Here is a 244-nt window from a genome sequence, read left to right as displayed (position 1 = left end):
ACGTGGTATCGCGCGAAGAGTTTGAGGTTCAGCAACATGTGTTGCTTAAAACTCGCGAGAAGCTTGAAGCATTACAAGCGCAAGTGAATGAGTTAGAAAAAAAGTTTGCCGAGTAACTAACCTAAATTCGGAATAACGATTGATATTACTGACTCTGCAATCGTTTTAACTCATTTACAAACATAAAAAATGACGCTATTTAGCGTCATTTTTTTACACCCACTAAGCTTGTTAACCTCAGTTC

At 37.7% G+C, this 244-nt stretch carries 1 protein-coding gene; it reads left to right on the top strand.

Annotation, left to right across the window (positions count from 1 at the left end; translation table 11 throughout):
* Window positions 1-2: 2 nt before the first annotated feature.
* Window positions 3-116 (top strand): accessory factor UbiK family protein, encoded by a 114-nt coding sequence (locus AAEY79_RS16110; RefSeq protein ID WP_352289718.1) that lies wholly within the window; start codon window positions 3-5, stop codon window positions 114-116.
* Window positions 117-244 lie beyond the last annotated feature (128 nt).

It is taken from the genome of Psychrobacter sp. GW64-MNA-CIBAN-0177 (assembly GCF_040309585.1).
GTDB classification, from domain to species: domain Bacteria; phylum Pseudomonadota; class Gammaproteobacteria; order Pseudomonadales; family Moraxellaceae; genus Psychrobacter; species Psychrobacter okhotskensis.
This window is presented reverse-complemented; position numbering and strand designations above follow the sequence as displayed.